This window comes from Clostridium niameyense (assembly GCF_001243045.1).
GTDB lineage: Bacteria > Bacillota > Clostridia > Clostridiales > Clostridiaceae > Clostridium_F > Clostridium_F niameyense.
Genome location: NZ_LN849004.1, coordinates 1 through 17,826 on the forward strand (window position 1 = coordinate 1; position 17,826 = coordinate 17,826).

General features: G+C 26.0%; 19 protein-coding genes, 7 tRNA genes and 1 other RNA gene. 3 read left to right on the forward strand and 24 right to left on the reverse strand.

Going from position 1 to position 17,826, the window contains the following annotated elements:
- Positions 1-341: 341 nt before the first annotated feature.
- The 18 genes from BN1711_RS00030 to BN1711_RS00110 form a co-directional block, all read right to left on the reverse strand.
- A complete protein-coding gene (locus BN1711_RS00030; RefSeq protein WP_050606187.1) occupies positions 342-1,277 on the reverse strand; it encodes a GNAT family N-acetyltransferase in 936 nt (311 codons plus the stop codon).
- 34 nt (positions 1,278-1,311) lie between these two features.
- The gene (locus BN1711_RS00035; protein WP_243128184.1) at positions 1,312-2,481 is read right to left on the reverse strand and encodes an MFS transporter; all 1,170 of its coding nucleotides are present in this window, start codon (positions 2,479-2,481) and stop codon (positions 1,312-1,314) included.
- A 46-nt stretch (positions 2,482-2,527) separates the two neighbouring features.
- The gene (locus BN1711_RS00040) at positions 2,528-3,238 is read right to left on the reverse strand and encodes a tRNA threonylcarbamoyladenosine dehydratase (protein WP_050606188.1); all 711 of its coding nucleotides are present in this window, start codon (positions 3,236-3,238) and stop codon (positions 2,528-2,530) included.
- Positions 3,239-3,608: 370 nt separating this feature from the next.
- The gene (locus tag BN1711_RS12485; RefSeq protein ID WP_050606189.1) at positions 3,609-3,764 is read right to left on the reverse strand and encodes a hypothetical protein; all 156 of its coding nucleotides are present in this window, start codon (positions 3,762-3,764) and stop codon (positions 3,609-3,611) included.
- A 12-nt stretch (positions 3,765-3,776) separates the two neighbouring features.
- Positions 3,777-4,562 carry an EFR1 family ferrodoxin gene (locus BN1711_RS00050; protein ID WP_050606190.1) on the reverse strand — a complete coding sequence of 262 codons (786 nt, stop codon included), beginning with the start codon at positions 4,560-4,562 and terminating at the stop codon, positions 3,777-3,779.
- Positions 4,563-4,894: 332 nt separating this feature from the next.
- On the reverse strand, positions 4,895-5,602 hold the full coding sequence (locus BN1711_RS00055) for a beta/alpha barrel domain-containing protein (protein ID WP_050606191.1): 708 nt from the start codon (positions 5,600-5,602) through the stop codon (positions 4,895-4,897).
- A 111-nt stretch (positions 5,603-5,713) separates the two neighbouring features.
- The gene (locus BN1711_RS00060; protein ID WP_050606192.1) at positions 5,714-6,208 is read right to left on the reverse strand and encodes an NAD(+) diphosphatase; all 495 of its coding nucleotides are present in this window, start codon (positions 6,206-6,208) and stop codon (positions 5,714-5,716) included.
- 53 nt (positions 6,209-6,261) lie between these two features.
- Complete coding sequence (sfsA, locus tag BN1711_RS00065) at positions 6,262-6,954, reverse strand: DNA/RNA nuclease SfsA (protein WP_050606193.1); 693 nt, start codon at positions 6,952-6,954, stop codon at positions 6,262-6,264.
- A 200-nt stretch (positions 6,955-7,154) separates the two neighbouring features.
- Positions 7,155-7,400, reverse strand: a complete 246-nt coding sequence (locus BN1711_RS00070) for a pro-sigmaK processing inhibitor BofA family protein (protein WP_082174037.1) — start codon at positions 7,398-7,400, stop codon at positions 7,155-7,157.
- A 141-nt stretch (positions 7,401-7,541) separates the two neighbouring features.
- The gene (locus tag BN1711_RS00075) at positions 7,542-7,784 is read right to left on the reverse strand and encodes a DUF2508 family protein (RefSeq protein WP_243128185.1); all 243 of its coding nucleotides are present in this window, start codon (positions 7,782-7,784) and stop codon (positions 7,542-7,544) included.
- Positions 7,785-7,854: 70 nt separating this feature from the next.
- Positions 7,855-8,451 (reverse strand): recombination mediator RecR, encoded by a 597-nt coding sequence (gene recR / locus BN1711_RS00080; RefSeq protein ID WP_050606195.1) that lies wholly within the window; start codon positions 8,449-8,451, stop codon positions 7,855-7,857.
- Positions 8,452-8,490: 39 nt separating this feature from the next.
- Positions 8,491-8,832: a YbaB/EbfC family nucleoid-associated protein gene (locus BN1711_RS00085; RefSeq protein WP_050606196.1), complete on the reverse strand. Its 342-nt coding sequence runs from the start codon at positions 8,830-8,832 to the stop codon at positions 8,491-8,493.
- A 70-nt stretch (positions 8,833-8,902) separates the two neighbouring features.
- Entirely contained in the window at positions 8,903-10,522 is a 1,620-nt protein-coding gene (gene dnaX, locus BN1711_RS00090) for a DNA polymerase III subunit gamma/tau (RefSeq protein ID WP_050606197.1), read from the reverse strand.
- A 130-nt stretch (positions 10,523-10,652) separates the two neighbouring features.
- Positions 10,653-10,918, reverse strand: an RNA gene (ffs, locus tag BN1711_RS12165) — signal recognition particle sRNA large type.
- Positions 10,919-10,928: 10 nt separating this feature from the next.
- Positions 10,929-11,018: transfer RNA gene (locus BN1711_RS00095), tRNA-Ser, on the reverse strand.
- Positions 11,019-11,225: 207 nt separating this feature from the next.
- Positions 11,226-11,672 carry a nucleoside deaminase gene (locus BN1711_RS00100; protein ID WP_050606198.1) on the reverse strand — a complete coding sequence of 149 codons (447 nt, stop codon included), beginning with the start codon at positions 11,670-11,672 and terminating at the stop codon, positions 11,226-11,228.
- A gap of 195 nt (positions 11,673-11,867) precedes the next feature.
- Positions 11,868-12,590, reverse strand: coding sequence for a polysaccharide deacetylase family protein (locus BN1711_RS00105; protein WP_050606199.1), 723 nt, complete (start codon positions 12,588-12,590; stop codon positions 11,868-11,870).
- Positions 12,591-12,783: 193 nt separating this feature from the next.
- Positions 12,784-12,860 (reverse strand) — tRNA-Arg (locus BN1711_RS00110).
- A gap of 148 nt (positions 12,861-13,008) precedes the next feature.
- Here BN1711_RS00110 and BN1711_RS00115 point away from each other — a divergent pair.
- From BN1711_RS00115 to BN1711_RS00125, 3 genes are all read left to right on the forward strand, one after another.
- Positions 13,009-13,335 carry a phasin family protein gene (locus tag BN1711_RS00115; RefSeq protein WP_050606200.1) on the forward strand — a complete coding sequence of 109 codons (327 nt, stop codon included), beginning with the start codon at positions 13,009-13,011 and terminating at the stop codon, positions 13,333-13,335.
- A 77-nt stretch (positions 13,336-13,412) separates the two neighbouring features.
- Positions 13,413-15,011 carry an ABC1 kinase family protein gene (locus BN1711_RS00120; RefSeq protein ID WP_050606201.1) on the forward strand — a complete coding sequence of 533 codons (1,599 nt, stop codon included), beginning with the start codon at positions 13,413-13,415 and terminating at the stop codon, positions 15,009-15,011.
- Positions 15,012-15,113: 102 nt separating this feature from the next.
- Entirely contained in the window at positions 15,114-16,001 is an 888-nt protein-coding gene (locus tag BN1711_RS00125; RefSeq protein WP_050606202.1) for a phosphatidylserine decarboxylase, read from the forward strand.
- 35 nt (positions 16,002-16,036) lie between these two features.
- Here BN1711_RS00125 and BN1711_RS00130 read toward each other — a convergent pair whose 3' ends face one another.
- The 6 genes from BN1711_RS00130 to BN1711_RS00155 form a co-directional block, all read right to left on the reverse strand.
- The gene (locus BN1711_RS00130) at positions 16,037-16,801 is read right to left on the reverse strand and encodes a nitrogen regulation protein NR(II) (RefSeq protein ID WP_050606203.1); all 765 of its coding nucleotides are present in this window, start codon (positions 16,799-16,801) and stop codon (positions 16,037-16,039) included.
- 189 nt (positions 16,802-16,990) lie between these two features.
- Positions 16,991-17,067: transfer RNA gene (locus tag BN1711_RS00135), tRNA-Arg, on the reverse strand.
- An 80-nt stretch (positions 17,068-17,147) separates the two neighbouring features.
- Positions 17,148-17,238: transfer RNA gene (locus BN1711_RS00140), tRNA-Ser, on the reverse strand.
- A 23-nt stretch (positions 17,239-17,261) separates the two neighbouring features.
- Positions 17,262-17,352, reverse strand: a tRNA-Ser gene (locus BN1711_RS00145).
- 150 nt (positions 17,353-17,502) lie between these two features.
- A tRNA-Ser gene (locus tag BN1711_RS00150) sits at positions 17,503-17,593 on the reverse strand.
- A gap of 23 nt (positions 17,594-17,616) precedes the next feature.
- Positions 17,617-17,707 (reverse strand) — tRNA-Ser (locus BN1711_RS00155).
- Positions 17,708-17,826: the final 119 nt, after the last annotated feature.

A 17,826-nucleotide genomic window follows, 5' to 3' on the forward strand; every position in this document is an offset into this window, starting at 1 on the left:
TGGCTGTGTTACAAGAAAAATTTCTTGTTATTCTCTGTTTAATTTTCAAAGACCATATCGCTTCAAGCGACTTTCTTATAGTAACATAAGTGTTTTTCTTTGTCAACACTTTTTTCAAATTCTTTTTTGTTAATACATTTTTTAATGTTTAATAACTAAAAAAGATTTTGTATTGCTTGGCTCTCACCAGACAACGTAGATTATTATATCAAATAATAGCCCCCTAACTAGAACAATATATATCATATAACTGAAATAAATCATTATATCTAATATATTGTCCATATATCAAGGTTTTTCTTATATTGATACACCCGGTTTAGTTTTTATCATTATAAAGCTTATTTCACTAAATAATAAGTATTATAATCTTGCCAATCCCCATTTATAAATATATATTTTCTATTTATACCTAGTTTCTCAAAGCCACAAGATAAAAGTAGATTTTGAGATTTTATGTTTTCAGTTAATGTAGATGCTTCTAACCTATGTAACCCTATCTCATTAAAAACATATTTAATTACAACTTTTAATGACTCTTTCATATATCCCTTACTTTCAAAATCTTTATCTATAGAATATCCAATTACAGCACTTTTTAATCCACCCATAATTATATTAGATACTTTTATCTTACCTATAAATCTATTATTGTTATATATACCAAAGTCTATAATATCTCCATTTATATATTGTTTATAGGATTCTACTAATATTTCTCTTTGTTTATCTAAAGTATAGAATTTTTCCTCTCTTTGTGGTTCTACTTCCTGAAGCCTCTCCCTATTCCTTATATAGTATTCTAATAGCTCTTTTGCATTTCTGGGTGATAATATCCTTAAATTAACGCTTTCCCCTCTTAATATAAAATCTTTATGTATACTATTCTTTTTAAATGTATTTAGATCTATACCATATAAGAATTCATTATCTCGTACATTACTTACTATCTTACTATTACTAATAATACCTTCTAAATAAAATCCTAAATCTGACATAAAGTTGGAATCTATATTTTTATCAATAATAATATTTATCTTATACATATCTTTTTTATAAAATAAATATTCAGTAAAATTTCTAATTATTTCTTTTAAATAAAATTCCTTTTCTTCATTAGATTTATAAAAACTCATCCTAAATAAACAATATTTATCTATATTAGAAAGCTCTAAAATAAATATTCTCCCTATATTTATACCTAAAACATCTCTAATTATGTACTCATTAGAAGTACCTTTAACTAAATCTATACTTATATTATATTTATTTGTCATTAATATCTCTCCTATTAAAACTCCTATGTTCTATTTACTTAACATTTAATTTATTTGTATTCTTATATATTAATAGTACAAAAATTAAAGAAAAACTTAAGCTTATAGGAATCATATAATAAGTTAAGTAAATGCCTAATTTATCATTTAAAAATCCCATAAAAAGATTAAGTATCATATTTATAAAAGAAGCAAATGTTACAACTATTCCCGTCACATATGAACTATTTTCTGTGTAAACTTTACTTACAGTTAACACAATAGTAGGAAAAGTTATTGAAAAAAACAATCCAGATAAAGATATTAGCATCAATCCTTTTACCCCTAAAAATATACCAAATGTATACATAATTAATGCCATACTTAAAGAAACTGATACTGTTTTTAAATAATTTAATCTTTGTAATAAAAATCCTCCTGCTAATCTACCTACAGCAAATACAGTAAAAAATAAAGATATATAATAAGAACTTTGGCTTTTATTAAAATGATAAGTTTTTTCTATAAAATTAACAAACCAATTTCCTGTAGCTATTTCTGAAAAAACATAGAATCCTAATGCAAAAATATATAAGTAAATAATTTTATCTTTAAAAATTTTTTTATTTTTTATTTTTTTATTTTGTTCTAACTTATATAAGTTAGGAATTTTAGTAAATATAATTATTATTAATTGAAATAAAGTAATTATAGCTATATAAAAATATATTTTTCTCCAACTAATACCACTATATAAAAGTATTCCTGCTATCCTTTGGGATATAGCTGATCCTATACCGTAACTAAAATGTGCTATATTCATTATTATTACTTCAATACTCAAAAAAACAATAGGAATTATAGTATTAGTAGCTATAGCTATAAAAGCTTGTCCTGTATTTATAAGAAACATTCCTAAAAGTAATACTAAATAATTCGGACTAAAACTTATTAATAGTAAGGATATAAAGATAATCATAAATCCTATTATATAAACTTTCTTTTGACCTATTTTCTCACAAAACAATCCCCCTAAATATGTAAAGATGCTATATCCTAAAGTGCTTACAAATATCATAATTCCTATTTTAGTATTATTTATAGAAAATTCATTTTGTAAAACAGGTACAAATACCCCCCTTACACTGTCACATATTGCAAGTAATATCATACTTAAAAATATGGGGGCTAATAAATTTAAATTTAACTTTAACTTTTCCTTCATAATATCTCCTCTAATTTTAATTTTTATTTGTTCGATTCATAATATATTAACTACTAATGCCTGTAATATCTTTAATTACTTCTCCTGCTATAATAAGTCCTGCGCAAGGTGGTACAAAAGATATACTGGCTGGAATTGGTCTTTTATTTTCATTCAATGGGACATTAGATCTAGTATTAGGCTTTTCTTGTGAATATAAGACTTTTAAGGTCTTTATTTTCCTTCTTTTTAATTCATATCTCATTACTTTTGCTAAAGGACACACTTTTGTATCATATATATCAGCTATTTCAAATTTTGTAGGATCTAATTTATTTCCTGTTCCCATACTACTTATTATATTAATATTATTTTTCTTACACCAAACTATGGTAGATATTTTAGATGAAACAGTGTCTATAGCATCTATTACATAATCTGTATCTTTGTCTATTATATCTTCTATATTTTCTTCTTTTATAAATACCTTAAATATAGATACATTGCACTGTGGATTTATAGATAAAATTCTTTCCTTCATAACTTCTACCTTATCTTTGCCAATAGTATTTACACTGGCATGAATTTGTCTATTTATATTAGTTATATCTACAGTATCTTTATCAACTATAACTATATTTCCAACACCAGCTCTAGTTAAAGCTTCTATAGCAAAACTTCCAACACCTCCTGCACCTAAAACAATAACCTTACTATTTTTTAATTTTAAAACCTCTTCTTTACCTATTAAAAAACTAGTTCTTTGTAACCAATCCACTTATTTTTCCTCCTTAGTTTACTATTATTAATTATAAAAAAACTCCTACTCTTAATTATATCCGAATTCCGAACTAAAAATAAGAATAGAAGTTTATTAAACATAAACAATTTATAGGGTTTATACATAAATTTTTTTAATTACAATATAGTTACTACCATAATATAAAATCCGTTAACTTAAATTGTAAAAAAATTCACTTGAATCATACCATTTTATTAAGCCTTTAAAGTAACGCATCTAAGCTTTATAAAATTATATAATTCTAAATCCTATAAATTGTTATTACCTATTTTTTATTGTTTTACTAAATTTATAATAACATATTTTTTGTATTATTTCAATATTCTGTAATTATCTATTCTCTATTTTAAAGATTTAATGTTGATTCTGTCTCACTACAATATCTTGTAATTATGCACTTTTCTATATTCCTAGGGCACCTTTTGCATATACAGTTATCTACTTTCTTATTACAATCTAATTTTAATACTTGTTTACATTTATCACAGTTATTTAATTTCATTTAAAAATCCCCCTACTTAATATCCAAATTATTTATTACTGGTTTTACAACATTATATATTTTTTTATTCTTATAGTTAACTAAATTATTAGGACATATATATATACACCTCAGACATAACATACAATTACTATGGAATACAGCCCTATCATTTTCAACAGTTATATTACCCTTTGGACAGTTCCTTACACATAATCCACATTTGGTACACTCTTTTGACGCTATAATATTTTTAGATAATTTAGGCAAAATTTTCTTAAAGCCTTTAGATGCAGCCTTTCCTAATAATAGTCTTAGAGATGATATATTATTTATACTCCTTTTCCCTTGTATGAAACTATTAACTAATTTCTCTATCTTTTGTTCAGCTTCATCTAGTATGGATTCTATATCTTCTTTAATTGGCTTTTTTCCTACAGCAAAGTAATAATTATTAATCATTTTTATATTTTCTTGTATAAGTACTTTATATCCCTTTTTACTTAAAGCCCTAGAAATACTCTCTGATCCACAGGATGTATGTCCTCCTTGAGTTGAATACACTATAACTTTCATTTCATTATCTGTTTTAGGTATTTTTTTTACAAAATCATCTACTATTTTAGGCTGCATCTCTGCGTAAATAGGTGTTCCTATAATTAGATAATCATAATTAAAAATCCTTTTTAAATCTCCATCAAAATTTTCTATATTTAGTATATCAATATAATGTCCTGATTTTTCAAATTCACATTTAATTCTATCTGCTACCCACTTAGTATTTCCTGTTCCACTAAAATAAAATAATGTCCCTTTCATTCTTATCCCCCTATAAAAATAATATTTTTATTAGGTAAGTTATATAAATCCAGCTTATTTAAACAGTTTTACCTAACCTTTAAATAAGTTAAAATAAAATTTATCTATACCCAAACTTATGCGTGATAGATTTTATATATAATCAAGAATATATTACTACAAATTTGAAAAAAATGCTATTGAAATACATTTTTTATTATTTTATGTATTAAATTACATATACATAATTTAATTCCAAGGAAATATTCTAAAACTATTAATCAATTATTATTTATTTTATAATGTAAAAAGAAGCTGAATTAAAAATCCTATTTTAGTCAGCTTCTTTTTTATTATTCGTTATCATGTTCTTTTTTAAAGTTTAATCTATATCTATCCATAACTTCACTAAATATTTCTGATGATGGCGGTGGTGTATACGTTATAGCATTGGCACCTGCTTCTATAGTTGCTTTTATACTTTCTTCATTAGGTCCACCCGTTGCTATTATAGGAAAGTCAGGATGCTTTTTTCTTATTTCTTTTATTATATAAGGAGTTCTTTTAGCTCCTGAAATATTTAATATAGTAGCACCTGATTTTATTCTTGATTCTATATCCTCATATTCTGATACAACAGTTATAACTATTGGTATATCTATTGTTTCTCTTACCTGTTGTAAAATTTCATTAGGTGTTGGGTTATTTAAAACTACTCCCATAGCTCCTTTAAATTCCGCATCCAAAGCTAGATTAATAACTCTTTTTCCCGTAGTAAGCCCCCCGCCTACACCGCAAAATACAGGAATATCTGCAGCTAAAATAAGTGCTTGAGTTATTATAGGTTGAGGCGTAAATGGATAAACAGCTACTACTGCATCTGCATTAGTATTTTTTATTACCGCTACATCAGTACTATACACAAAAGATTTTATTCTTTTACCAAATACCCTAATTCCGCTAGCTTCCCTAATAATTGAAGGAATTTCAATCATATGACTTCTTAATGTACCTTTTATTTCTGGTACATGTTTAGGTACCTTGTCAACCCTTTTAACCATTTTTTCCTCCTTAAAATAAGCTATATTTAAAACAATTAATTCTATATGTAAGTTAAAAAACCTTCTATAAATTATACTTTTAATATATTTTTAATATCCTTCATTTAACATCTAATAACCTAACTCCTTTAAAACTTTTCTTACTATGTTTTGACCTATTATATCTTCTTTCATATGATTTAATGCTTCTTTTAAAGGTATCCAATCAATCCATTCAACTTCGGAAGATTTATTCAAAATGCCATCCTTATATTTAGCCATAAATGTAAGCATTATTAGATCTTTTTCTTTTAAGAATTCACTTCCTAAATATTTTAATTGATCTATATTTAAGCCTGACTCCTCTTTTACTTCTCTAATCACAGTTTCTTCTACAGTTTCACCAGGAGATACATACCCTGATAATAATACCTTAGAATTTTCAAATATATAACTCTGCTTCAATAGTAATATTTTGTCCTCTTTTAGAACTGCAACTACTATACAAGGCTTAGGAGTGTTAAAAAACATCTTATCATGGAATTCACAATAAGGTACTCCTCCCTCATCAAAGCTATATTTATCTACTAACTTCCTTCCACATAAAGGACAATAATTAAATTTCATAGTTATAGCTATAAATTTTAAGCCTTTCCCCCCTTTATTAACTTCATATTATATTACAATTTAATTTCAATCTTATCTTTCAATTCTATATAGTTTTTATCTACTAAGCAATCATATGCTAAAATATCCACACCATTTTTATAGGCTAATCTTAACGCTGCCCCAAAGTTTTTATCCATATCATCATAAGGTGAAAATACTTTAGCACCATCAAATTGTATTAAAAACAATACTCCTGCCCCTTTATTCTGCTTTTTCGCTTCAATAAGCTCCAGTAAATGTTTTGTCCCCCTTTCCGTAGGTGCATCTGGAAACTTAGCAATCTTATCTTTTTCAAAAGTCACACCTTTTACCTCTAGATAATATTCATTACTTTGCATATCCTCTAATTTAAAATCAAATCTACTATTACCAAAAGTTTTTTCTGTTTTTATATTATTAAACATTTTTAGAGACTGTATTTTACCATTATTTAAAGCCTCTTTTACTACTTTATTAGGAATTTGAGAATCTATATTTATAAGCATATTTCCTTTATATGCAGCTATTAAATCATACTTTGTTTTTCTACTAGGATTGTCTTCCTTTCTTAAAATCACCGTACATCCAGGAATTAATATTTCTTTACATCTACCAGTATTAGGTACATGAATCATTTCAATTTTACCATTTATATCTACATATGCTTGAAATCTGTTAGGCCTTTTTAAAAATTTTGCTTCTATTATTTTTTTATTTATTATCAAAATTCTATTATTGAGATATTTAAATATCTCAATAATTGTCCCCTCCTTACATGATGTTTTATATAAATTTAATATAATATATACTATCTATATTAAATTATGTTTATTATTCTTAATTATACACATGAGGTTAGGTTTTATCCACAAAATCCCTGTGGATAACTCTTCGATATTAATATTCATATATTTATCCACATTGTTTATAAAAAAAGTTTAAAAATTATAAGGAATATAACTCCAGGTATACCAAAAAAACCTGCTATAAGAGACGTCCAAATATTTATCCCAATATAAAAATTGAAGCTTGCTCCTATAAAATTTACTATAAATAATAAAACTATACCTAAAATGGCATTTCCTATAAGCGTAAATAATATCTTTAATGGCCAAGAAAAGAGTTTCACCAATAATACTAGAAGAAAAATAGCTACAAGAAAATATAGCATATATTGTATTTGCAAACTTATGCCTCCCTTATTTTATATTATATATTAATTATATTCTATAATATAAAAAAGTATATATGTTATTACAGAAAATTGACCACTAAAATTAACTATCATTGTTAATTTTAGTGGTCAATTCTATTAAACTACTTCTACTTCTTTTACAATGTCTTCATATTGAACTTTTATTCCCTTCTGTTTTGCTTGAGATAATAAATACATATACTTAGCTTTTAAAGCTTCTTCTGTATATATAGCATAATCTATCAGCTTAGGATCATTTGCATTTTCAAATAATATTCTTATGTTTTTTATTTCATCTACTACATTTTCTATAGAATTTAACAATATTTCTTTTTCCTTAGTTTTTGATTTTTTTATCATAAAAAAACCTCCCATTTTATATCCTATTCTAATAATAGACACAAAATGGGATTTATATTCATTAAATTTATTATAATTCAGTTCTTCCTTCTAAGGCTTTTGATAATGTAACCTCATCTGCATATTCTAAATCCCCACCTACAGGAACCCCGTGTGCGATTCTAGTTACTTTAACTCCCAAAGGTTTTATTATCTTAGATATATACATAGCCGTAGCTTCTCCTTCTACATTAGGATTAGTGGCTACTATAACTTCATCTACACTACCATTTATTCTTTTTATAAGTTCTCTAAGTTTTATATCTTCAGGACCTCTTCCTGCCATAGGAGATATGTTTCCATGAAGAACATGATATAATCCATTATATTCTTTTACCTTTTCCATAGAAATAATATCTTTAGGTTCTTCTACCACACATATTATAGATTTATCTCTATTAGGATTACCACATACAGCACAAGGATCTTTGTCTGTAAAGTTACCACATACTGAACAATATTTTATGGTTCCTCTAGCTTTTACAAGAGCCTGTGCAAATTCCTTTACTTCATCTTGAGGTAAATTTAAAATGTGCAAAGTAAGTCTTTGAGCAGTTTTATAACCAACACCTGGTAGTTTTGCAAACTCTTCCATTAGTTTTTCTATAGCTATAGGATAAAAATCCAAATTCTTCACCTCAATTTATTTAACTGTTATTAGTAACTACTAGAACATTCCTGGAATATTCATTCCTCCAGTAATTTTTTGCATTTCTTTTGAAGTATCTTGTTCTGCTTTCTTTAATGCCTCATTACAAGCACTTAATATTAAATCTTCAAGCATTTCAATATCATCTTCATCTATTACTTCTGGTTTTATTGTTATATCTACAATTTGTTTTTTTCCATTAGCAACAGCTACAACAGCTCCTCCTCCAACAGTAACTTGAAATTCTTTATCTTCCATTTCCTGTTGAAGTTTTTGCATTTGTTGTTGGAACTTTTGAGCTTGCTTCATTAAATTATTCATATTAGCTCCACCCATATTTGGAAATCCGCCTCTTGCCATAAATATTATCCTCCTTAATATTAATAAATAATTCGATTTTAATTATATCACAATTCCCTTTTATAAATAACTAATCGTCAATTATTTCTACTAAATTATCCCCAAAAGTATCTTTAATTATTTGTTCTTCTGTTTCTCCTGCTTTAAATTCTTCCTCTACAATATATCTTATTCTAACTTTTTCTTTTAGTACCTGTGAAAATATTTCTTCCACTATTTTATTATTTTCTACTTTCTCTAATCTTTTTTTATTAAAGGAATATTCAGTGCTGTACATTAATGTTATAATCCCATCCTTACAGTTTATCACTTTAGCTGTAACTAAAGCTGCATATAATACCATCAACCTTTTTGCTTTAAAATCTTCTAATATATCACTCCAAATTTTTTTCACCATATCTAATGTAATTTTAGACTCTTTATTTACTGGTTCCTCATAATAACTACTAACTTCTTGTATAACATTATCTTTCATCTTTTTATTTTCTTTTTTTATAAATCTCTTAACTTCTTTATCTTCTTTTAAAACATTAAAGTTACCTGATTTTATTTTTTCTTCTAATTTGTTTAACCTTAATAACATGACTTCTTTAGATGTGTCATACTCTATTTTACACATCTTAAGCACAGAAAGTTCCAAATATATTCTACTTTGTTTTATCCACTTTGATTCTTTTTCTGCCTCTTGTAATATCCTTATATCCCTCATGATTTCTTCAATTCTTATCCTTTTGGATTGTTCTTTTACAAAATCTATATTTTCACTAGACATATCTAGAATATCATCTGGATTCCTACTAACCTTAACCATAAGTAGATTTCTCATGTGGTTTATTATATCTTTAATAAAATTATATATATCCTTACCACTTAGAACTATATCATCTATAATTTTCATAGATTTTTCTACATCTTTTTCTATTATACTATCTGTTAATCTTATTAAATTTTCATTGGTTACAAGCCCTAACATTTCTACAACCTGATCATATTCTACCTTCCCGTCTCCTGTAGATATAACTTGATCTAAAATACTCAAAGCGTCCCTCATAGCCCCATCACACATTCTAGCTATTAAATTAAGACTTCTATCATCTGCAAATATGCCTTGCTTTGAAACTATATCTCTAAGTCTATTAGAAATGTCCTCATTCTTTATCCTTTTAAAATCAAATCTTTGACATCTAGATAATATTGTTACAGGCAATTTTTGAGGATCTGTAGTAGCCAATATAAAAATAACATTACTTGGTGGCTCCTCTAAAGTCTTCAAAAAAGCATTTACAGCTTCCTGTGTTAACATATGAACTTCATCCATTATATAAACTTTATATTTTCCTTCTTGAGGGGGATATTTTACATTTTCTATAACATCTTTTATATCTTCTAATTTTCTTTTAGAAGCTGCATCCATTTCTATAACATCCATTAATAAACCATTATTTATTTTCTTACAAATCTCACATTCGTTACAAGGTTCTCCGCCTTTAGGATTTAAACAATTTACTGCTTTAGATAATATTTTTGCTGTAGAAGTTTTTCCTGTGCCACGGGTACCACAAAATAGATAAGCATGAGCTATTCTATTTTCTTTAACCTGATTTTTAACAGTAATAGTTATATGTTTTTGTCCTACTACGTCATCAAAAATTCTAGGTCTCCACTCTCTATATAATGCAGTATAAGCCAAATTTACCACCTTCTTATCACATAACTAATTATATATGTTAACTTTATTATACATCACTATTAATTTAATAAGTCAGATTATAAAAATAAAAGGTACTTTACATAAGTACCTTTTTATTTCTAATATTAAACCGTGCACCTTGCTTTGACTATTAATCTATAAGCGTTACCTATATAGTTAGCTCAAATCAGGTTATTCCACGACACACAGAAGGTTTCACTTACCGCTGCTTCCTTCCGGATCTGACGGAGTTTATGAATTTCTGTTGCGTGGGACCCAACTATCAACACCACTTTTACAGGCCAGACCCCACAGATTAAAGTCTAAGCAAGGAATTCAATCCTGCTATAGCGGATTGCAGGTTACAGGGCACCGCTAACTCCCCATCTAGCACGGAAATTTTAAATGGCGGAGAGAGGGGGATTCGAACCCCCGATAGAGTTTCCCCTATACACGCTTTCCAGGCGTGCTCCTTAAACCTCTCGGACATCTCTCCTCAGTAGTTTAAATATATTAAATTTATAGTTAACATATTGTATTATACTATGAATTTAATATAACTTCAACACCTTCAACAAATATTTTGATTTCTATAAATGTAAAAATATATTAAATGATGGAAAAAAAGTGATGCGAATCCTTGATGGAAAAATCCCACTACTGATTTCCAGTCAGTTGCCTTAATTCATTCAACCACCATTCCTTAATTTTTATTTCTTAGATTATAAAAAAAATTATCTAATAATTGACTACATGTTTGGTTATACATCCAATTTACAGATAGGTTACTATTTAAATAAGGATTATTAATTAAGTTTACTACAGAACCACAAGCCCCTGTAGTACAGTCAAAAGTTCCTATATATAATTTGCTTATTCTTGATTGCAATATAGCCCCTGCACACATAGGACAAGGTTCTAAGGTTACATACATACTACAACCTGTAAGCCTCCAATTGTTTAATATTTTTGCAGCTTTTTTTATTGCTAAAATTTCTGCATGGGCTGTAGGATCTTTTAAATTTTCTTTTAAATTATATGCTCTAGCTATAATTTTATTCTCCTTTACTATAACTGCTCCCACTGGAATCTCTTTAATTTTAAAGGCCTTCCGTGCCTCAATTATAGCTTCTAGCATAAATTTTTCCATAAAAATCTCCTTATTAGAAATAATATAATTTATTTATATATTATAACTAATTTAATATATTGTAAACATTTTAAGGCATTTTATAAAAATTTATATTACCTGTTTTTAATTTTTATATTTCTTAGGAAATACTTCATTAAGTATAGCCTATAAAAACTCTAAAGATTTAAATCTTTAGAGTTTTTATAGGCTATACTATCTTCTTATGGGAAAATAGCATTCTGGAGTTTTATCAACAATTACCTTAAATTCATAGCCTTTATCTTTATAAAATTTTATTACACTTGGCAAAGCTTTACAACTATTTTTTTGCATGCAATCACAGTGCATAAGCAATATTATAGGTCCTGACTTAACATTTCCATGAGTAGCTTGTTTTAATAATTTATCTGGTGGAGTTTTAGGCCTTATCCCATCGCCAGAATCGATATTCCAATCGTATACCTTAAAACCTTTCTCATCTAATCTACTTTTAAACTCTTTAGTTAATCTTTTTACACTTCCGCCAGGAAATCTAATTATTTTGGGTCTTTCACCCGTTACCCTATAAACCTCATCTTGGCATTGTAACATTTCATTAATAAAGGCATCATTACTAGCATATATCTTTTTAAATTTATGAGTATAAGTGTGCAATCCTATTCCATGTCCTTCATTTTGAATCCTTTTTACAATATCTTCTTTACCTTTAATTTGATTACCTATTAAAAAAAATGTAGCTTTAACATTATTCTCTTTTAATATATCCAAAACATCATTAGTAACAACGCTAGGTCCATCATCAAAAGTTAAATATATTATCTTCTTTTCTTTTGAACTATCTTTAATTTCTTCGTTATTTAAAGCATCTACTCCATTAATTGATGTGCAAAATATTAAACTAAAAATTATACTTAACTTAACTAACAAATTTTTCATTACTTCCTCCTTTGTTCCTTTATTTTATTAATAATATCTAACATTATATTATGTCAAATCTATTAAATTTTATCCCAAATAAAAGATAGTTCATTGGTTTGAACTATCTTTTATTAATTTTTTATAAAAATTTTTATATTGTTCTTATAATAAAATAAAACTTTGCAAACTATATATTTGCAAAGTTTTATTTTGGTACGCCCGAGAGGAATCGAACCCCCGGCACGCGGTTTAGGAAACCGCTGCTCTATCCTACTGAGCTACGAGCGCTCATCGTTTACTTCAATAGTTTATTACAAAATATTAATAATGTCAATATATTTGTAATTTATTATCTTTAAAGTTAATAATTATTTTATTTATAATATTTTATCAATTGTAATATACTATAAATATACATATATAGGAGGTATTAATTATGATTAATCAATTTAAAAATATACTTTTGGCAGGTATTGGATCTGCAGCTTATACTTATGAAAAAGCCTCTAATTTAATAGATGAAATGGTTAAAAAGGGTAAATTAACTGTTGGTGAAGGAAAAGAATTATCTGAAGAATTAAAGCGAACAGTAGAATATGGGAAAAAAGGTAATATAAATAAGTGCTATAAATATGATAAACTTTCTAAAGAAGATATAATAAATATATTAAAAGAAATGAATTTTGCAAAACAAACTGAAGTAGAAGAATTAAAAAATAAGATACAAGAATTAGAAAATAAAATAAATAACTTAAAAAAGTAAATTAAAATATAAGCCCAACAAATGTTAGGGCTTATATTTATATGAATTCTAAATCCACAATAAGGAGTTACAGTATCATGTATAAAAATTCTGTACAGAGATTTAAAGAAATAATCAAAATATTGACCTATTATGGTTTTGGTCATATTATAGACTCAAAATTTAATGAAGAAAAAGTTGCTAAAAATTTAAGAAAAGCTTTTGAAAAATTAGGCCCTACCTTCATTAAAATAGGCCAAATTCTAAGTACTAGACCAGACATATTACCTTCAAACTATATAAATGAACTATCAAAACTTCAAGATAATGTACCTCCTGAAAAATTTGAAGATATTAATAAAATTTTTTTTAATGAATTTAATAAAAATGTATCAGATGTATTTAAAGAGTTTAATAAAGTTCCTATTGCTTCCGCATCTATATCTCAAGTGTATTGTGCAAAATTATATACTGATGAAAAAGTTATAGTAAAAATTCAAAGACCAAAAATATTAGAACAAATGAATATGGATTTATCAATATTAAGAAAAATATTATCTATTACTAAAGTGAAATCAATAAATACATTAATAGATCCTAAAGAAGCTATTGATGAAATAACAAAATCTACTAATAACGAATTAAACTTTACTAATGAAGCTAAAAATATGAAAGAATTTGCTAATCTAAATAAAAATATTAAATTTGTTTATTGTCCTAAAGTTATAGATAACTTATCTGGCAAAAAAGTTTTAACTATGGAAAAAATATACGGATTTAAAATTACAGATATAGAAAACTTAAAAAAACTTAATTATGATACTGAAGATCTATCACAAAAACTAACTCTATCTATATTAAAACAGATTTTTAAAGATGGTTTTTTTCATGGCGATCCTCATCCTGGCAATCTATTAATAAGTGAAGGGAAAATATGCTATATAGATTTTGGAATAGTAGGAAAGCTTTCAAATTCATTAAAAGAATCATTAAATGAAGCTATAATAGCTATAGCTTATAATGATGTAGATAGACTAGTATCTATACTTTTATCTATAGGTATAAAAAAAGGTTATATAGATAAAAATATTTTATTTGAAGATATTAGTTATTTATTAGATACATATATTTCTGTTTCTCTAAAAAATATAAAAATTTCAGTTATGTTTCAAGAAATATTTCGATGTGCCAATAAAAATAATCTTCAACTTCCTAAAGAGTTAACTTTATTAATACGAACTTTAGTTATTGTAGAAGGAGTAATAGAAAAAACTTCTCCAGATATTAAAATAATAGATATAGCTATACCTTATGTTAAATCATTTAATAGATTTAAAACATTTAAGGATATTAATTTTGATGATATAATTTTAAGAGGTTATAAGATTATCGATAGTTCTACTAGAATTCCCAATAAAACTATAAAATTAATTAATGGCATATTAAATGGTAGAGTAAAATTTAATTTACAAATAAGTAATTTAAATAAGTCTATAAATGAATTAAATAGAATGATTAATAGAATAGTATTTGCACTTATTATATCCTCTATGATAATAGCTTCTTCACTAATACTTAATACAAATATAGGTCCTAAATTTTGTAATATCTCTATAATAGGTATAGTTGGTTATCTTATAGCTGCATTTATGGGATTATGGCTTCTTATATCCATAATAAAATCTGGCAAATTATAATATATAACTATTGTTTTTATTGACATCTGTATTTTTATATTTGCAATTAAATTTTATTTACTAAAATTATAATAATTTATTTATGCAAAGGAGGAGTCTTAAATTATAAAGTATTATAATAGAAAAATAAAAAAATATGAAGTAGAAAAAGTTGCTGGTGAAAAATATCTTAACTGGACATACACCTCTCCTATAGGTAAAAACTTTTTAGAATTATTAATAAAAAAGAAACTTTTTTCTAAAATATATGGCTGGTATTGTGATAGAGGCATAAGTAAAAATAAAATACAAAATTTTATTGAAGATTTTAAAATTGATATGTCTTTATGTGAAATTCCTTCTAATAAATTTAAATCTTTTAATGATTTTTTTACAAGAAAATTAAAAAAAGAAGCTAGACCTATAAATCCTAATAAAAGTATATTAATTTCCCCTGGTGATGGAAAACTATTAGCATATGATAATATAGATTTAGATAAATTAGTACAAGTAAAAGGATTTACTTATAGCTTATATGAACTAATAGATAATAAGTCTTTAGCTGAAGAATATAAAGATGGTTCTTGTTTAATATTAAGACTTTGTCCAACTGATTATCATAGATTTCATTTTATAGATGATGGTATTTGTGAAAAAACAAATAAAATTAAGGGCTTCTATTATTCTGTAAATCCAATAGCCTTATGTAATATTTCTAAGCTTTTTTGTCAAAATAAAAGGGAGTACTCCATATTTCATACAACAAATTTTGACGATGTAATTTATTTAGAGGTTGGTGCTACTTGCGTTGGATCAATTATACAGTCTTATATTCCTAATAAAGAAGTTAAAAAAGGTGATGAAAAAGGTTATTTTAAATTTGGAGGATCTACTGTAATTTTATTTTTTAAGAAAAATACAATAAAAATACATGAGGATATTTTAAATCAAACAAAACTAGGTTATGAATGTAACGTAATTTTAGGAGAAGAAATAGGATTTAAGATATAAAAAAATCCCCTTATTCATTTATAAATAAGGGGATTTTATAATTGACTTTTTATTTTACTTATTTCATCTTGTAATTTATTAAAGTTATCTATTATACCATTTATATCCTGATTAACAATTTTATATTTAATAATATTTGAAATTAAGTATATATTGTTAAATTGTGTATTATACTTTATAAATTCTTTAAAACTATCCACTTCTAATTCTAAACAGGAAAAATTAAAATTTTTTATATTACTTTTCATATTAAGAATAAAAGCTTCGCATACCTTTATAAACTTCTCTTCAATCAACTTTTTATTTTCTAAATTATTAGAGTTAATATTATTAGATAAAAACTGTATATCTTCAATACTCTTATTAACAGTTACATTTAACATTTTTATATTTTCAGTAATTTCTTTAAATAGGTTTTTATTTTTTTTTAATTCTATCTCTAATTTTCTAGAATAAGTTATATCACTTAATATTACTATTGTATAAATAGTTTTTTCTATATTTATTTTTTTTAGTTTAATCTTAAAATACAGTTCATCATTAATAGATAAAAATTTTCTAATAAAACTTATCTCCGTATATTCCCCATCTTTAAAAAAGTTTAACTCCTCTTTTATCCATAATAATTTATTGTCTTTATCTATTATTTTATTAATTTCATTAGATGATTTTAACAGTTTCTTAGTGGATTCATTAATATTTTGTATTTTATTATCTTTATCTAATAAAAATATAGGTTCTGGAATACTATCAAAAATAAAAAAGTATTTATCCCTTATATGGATATTTTCCCTTTTCATATCTATCCCCTTTATAAAATTTACTTTGTAAATGTATTTATATTGTATATCTTTACAAAACTTATATCAAACATTATGATACAATTTTGATATATTTTTTCTTTTATTAAGATCTTATTAATAAAAAACTTTTTTCTGATATAAAAAAATATCTTAAAATGATTTAAATCATTTTAAGATATTTTTAAATGGTGCACCGGGCAGGATTCGAACCCGCGGCCAACTGGTTCGTAGCCAGCTACTCTATCCAACTGAGCTACCGATGCATATAACAATAATATATTAACACAAAAGAATAAATAAATCAATTATTTTCAATAAAAAAACACCTAAAATAGGTGTTCCTTGGCGGAGAAAGAGGGATTTGAACCCTCGCACCGGTTACCCGATCTACGCCCTTAGCAGGGGCGCCTCTTCAGCCACTTGAGTATTTCTCCATGCCTTACTTTTTATATAAAAATGGCGGAGAGATAGGGATTCGAACCCTAGGTACGGTCACCCGTACGCCGGTTTTCAAGACCGGTGCCTTAAACCAACTCGACCATCTCTCCACGTTTTTTTTAATTTTTACTTGACTACGTAATAAATTATAACAATAAAAATAATATATGTCAACATATTTTTTAGCTTTTATATAAATTATGAAATATTTAGATGAAAATGTTATAAACAATAAAAAATCACCTGAAATAGGTGTTTCTTGGCGGAGAAAGAGGGATTTGAACCCTCGCACCGGTTACCCGATCTACGCCCTTAGCAGGGGCGCCTCTTCAGCCACTTGAGTATTTCTCCATGCCTTACCTTTTATATAAAAATGGCGGAGAGATAGGGATTCGAACCCTAGGTACGGTCACCCGTACGCCGGTTTTCAAGACCGGTGCCTTAAACCAACTCGACCATCTCTCCACATATTTAACTTTGCAACAGAAATTATTATAACATTCCCATTAGTTTTTGTCAATATAATTTTATTATTTTATTCAAATAAGTAAGCACCATTTAATTTTAATATAATAAATTTATTA

Excerpts from the sequence above, each read along its gene's own strand:
- BN1711_RS00050 (WP_050606190.1), bottom strand. The coding sequence starts at position 4,562 with ATGAAAGGGACATTATTTTATTTTAGTGGAACAGGAAATACTAAGTGG.
- BN1711_RS12485 (WP_050606189.1), bottom strand. The coding sequence starts at position 3,764 with ATGAAATTAAATAACTGTGATAAATGTAAACAAGTATTAAAATTAGAT.
- BN1711_RS00035 (WP_243128184.1), bottom strand. The coding sequence starts at position 2,481 with ATGAAGGAAAAGTTAAAGTTAAATTTAAATTTATTAGCCCCCATATTT.
- BN1711_RS00060 (WP_050606192.1), bottom strand. The coding sequence starts at position 6,208 with ATGAAATTTAATTATTGTCCTTTATGTGGAAGGAAGTTAGTAGATAAA.
- BN1711_RS00115 (WP_050606200.1), top strand. The coding sequence starts at position 13,009 with ATGATTAATCAATTTAAAAATATACTTTTGGCAGGTATTGGATCTGCA.
- BN1711_RS00085 (WP_050606196.1), bottom strand. The coding sequence starts at position 8,832 with ATGGCAAGAGGCGGATTTCCAAATATGGGTGGAGCTAATATGAATAAT.
- BN1711_RS00075 (WP_243128185.1), bottom strand. The coding sequence starts at position 7,784 with ATGATAAAAAAATCAAAAACTAAGGAAAAAGAAATATTGTTAAATTCT.
- BN1711_RS00120 (WP_050606201.1), top strand. The coding sequence starts at position 13,413 with ATGTATAAAAATTCTGTACAGAGATTTAAAGAAATAATCAAAATATTG.
- BN1711_RS00130 (WP_050606203.1), bottom strand. The coding sequence starts at position 16,801 with ATGAAAAGGGAAAATATCCATATAAGGGATAAATACTTTTTTATTTTT.
- BN1711_RS00070 (WP_082174037.1), bottom strand. The coding sequence starts at position 7,400 with ATGCTATATTTTCTTGTAGCTATTTTTCTTCTAGTATTATTGGTGAAA.
- BN1711_RS00030 (WP_050606187.1), bottom strand. The coding sequence starts at position 1,277 with ATGACAAATAAATATAATATAAGTATAGATTTAGTTAAAGGTACTTCT.
- BN1711_RS00105 (WP_050606199.1), bottom strand. The coding sequence starts at position 12,590 with ATGAAAAATTTGTTAGTTAAGTTAAGTATAATTTTTAGTTTAATATTT.
- BN1711_RS00055 (WP_050606191.1), bottom strand. The coding sequence starts at position 5,602 with ATGGTTAAAAGGGTTGACAAGGTACCTAAACATGTACCAGAAATAAAA.
- BN1711_RS00100 (WP_050606198.1), bottom strand. The coding sequence starts at position 11,672 with ATGGAAAAATTTATGCTAGAAGCTATAATTGAGGCACGGAAGGCCTTT.